Here is a 2,210-nt window from a genome sequence, read left to right as displayed (position 1 = left end):
TCAAGTAAGCAAAATCATTAAACAAAGCATTAAACACAAAAAATAAGAAGTAAAAACTCAAACATAAGATTTAAAAAAACCAAAAATTAAGCAAAAATCAAAAAATCAAGAAGTAAAAAAGAAAGAATAACTCCAATCCTTCAAAACTAAGCAACAAGAAGTTCTTTTGTCAGGTAATACTCTTTGGCTTTTAACAAGCGAATGTTAAAAGCTTTTCTCTAGAAAGGAGGTGATCCAACCGCAGGTTCACCTACGGTTACCTTGTTACGACTTCACCCCAGTCGCTGTGTGTGCCGTGGGCAGTAGCCAATTTAGCATCCTGACTTAAGGCAAACACAACTCCCATGGTGTGACGGGCGGTGAGTACAAGACCCGGGAACGTATTCACCGCAACATGGCTGATTTGCGATTACTAGCGATTCCAGCTTCATGCAGGCGAGTTGCAGCCTACAATCCGAACTGAGAGGTGTTTTGAAGATTGGCTCCACTTCGCAGTATTGCTTCTCTTTGTGCACCCCATTGTAGCACGTGTGTAGCCCTAGGCGTAAGGGCCATGATGACTTGACGTCGTCCCCACCTTCCTCCTCCTTACGGAGGCAGTATCCTTAGAGTTCTCAGCATAACCTGTTAGCAACTAAGAAAGGGGGTTGCGCTCGTTGCGGGACTTAACCCAACATCTCACGACACGAGCTGACGACAGCCGTGCAGCACCTGTTTTCAAGGTCTGGCAAGCCAGACACTCCACTATTTCTAGCGGATTCTCTCAATGTCAAGCCTAGGTAAGGTTCTTCGTGTATCTTCGAATTAAACCACATGCTCCACCGCTTGTGCGGGTCCCCGTCTATTCCTTTGAGTTTTAATCTTGCGACCGTACTCCCCAGGCGGGATGCTTAATGCGTTAGCTGCATTACTGGAGAGACTAAGCCCTCCAACAACTAGCATCCATCGTTTAGGGCGTGGACTACCAGGGTATCTAATCCTGTTTGCTCCCCACGCTTTCGCGCAATCAGCGTCAGTAATGTTCCAGCAGGTCGCCTTCGCAATGAGTATTCCTCTTGATCTCTACGGATTTTACCCCTACACCAAGAATTCCACCTACCTCTCCCACACTCTAGAATAGTAGTTTCAAATGCAGTTCTATGGTTAAGCCATAGGATTTCACACCTGACTGACTATCCCGCCTACGCGCTCTTTACGCCCAGTGATTCCGAGTAACGCTTGCACCCTCCGTATTACCGCGGCTGCTGGCACGGAGTTAGCCGGTGCTTATTCGTTAGATACCGTCATTATCTTCTCTAACAAAAGGAGTTTACAATCCTAAAACCTTCATCCTCCACGCGGCGTTGCTGCTTCAGGGTTTCCCCCATTGAGCAATATTCCCTACTGCTGCCTCCCGTAGGAGTCTGGACCGTGTCTCAGTTCCAGTGTGTCCGTTCACCCTCTCAGGCCGGATACCCGTCATAGCCTTGGTAAGCCATTACCTTACCAACAAGCTGATAGGACATAGGCTGATCTCTTAGCGATAAATCTTTCCCCAGTAGGGAGTATCTGGTATTAATCATCGTTTCCAATGGCTATCCCAAACTAAGAGGCACATAACCTATGCGTTACTCACCCGTGCGCCACTAATCAGCACTCTAGCAAGCTAGAAGCTTCATCGTTCGACTTGCATGTATTAGGCACGCCGCCAGCGTTCACTCTGAGCCAGGATCAAACTCTCCATAAAAGTGTTTGTCCTAAAGCTCTTTTGTTTTTTGATAGGCTGTTGTTATTTCTAACAACAGCTTTAGCGTATCACAAGAACTCGTTTTATTTGATTATTGAATAAAACGGGTTGTGTTCTTAAGTATTACAACAACAAAACAGAAAGAAACTTTTTAAAAAGGTTAGCCAAACGCTAACCTATAATAAAATACTCTCATGCCATCCAATCATCAATTATACATAATATAATCAATGGAATTGATTGGCACTAGGTTGGATAAGAATTTCTTATACAAGAATGAAAGCTATTCAAACCCTCACTCTTTCAAATAAGTTATCCTTAAGTTAGAATATCCCTTTAAAAAGAACTTCTATCAATTTGCTTAGTTTTCAAAGATCGTTTGCTCAATCAGCTATCCTTGTAAGGTATCAAGCGGCCTTTTAAAAGCCCTTGCTGAAACAAGGAAGTGAAAGTATAGTCATAGAAAGCTTAAGGTTTGCTTAAA

Annotated in this window: 1 rRNA gene; it reads right to left on the bottom strand. The window is 43.9% G+C overall.

Going from position 1 to position 2,210, the window contains the following annotated elements:
• Window positions 1-222 precede the first annotated feature (222 nt).
• Window positions 223-1,726, bottom strand: a 16S ribosomal RNA gene (locus tag EAL87_RS07935).
• Window positions 1,727-2,210 lie beyond the last annotated feature (484 nt).

It is taken from the genome of Helicobacter pylori (assembly GCF_003636935.1).
Lineage (GTDB): Bacteria > Campylobacterota > Campylobacteria > Campylobacterales > Helicobacteraceae > Helicobacter > Helicobacter pylori_CH.
The sequence above is the reverse complement of the archived record's forward strand: the minus strand, read 5'-3'. Positions and strand labels throughout refer to the sequence as shown.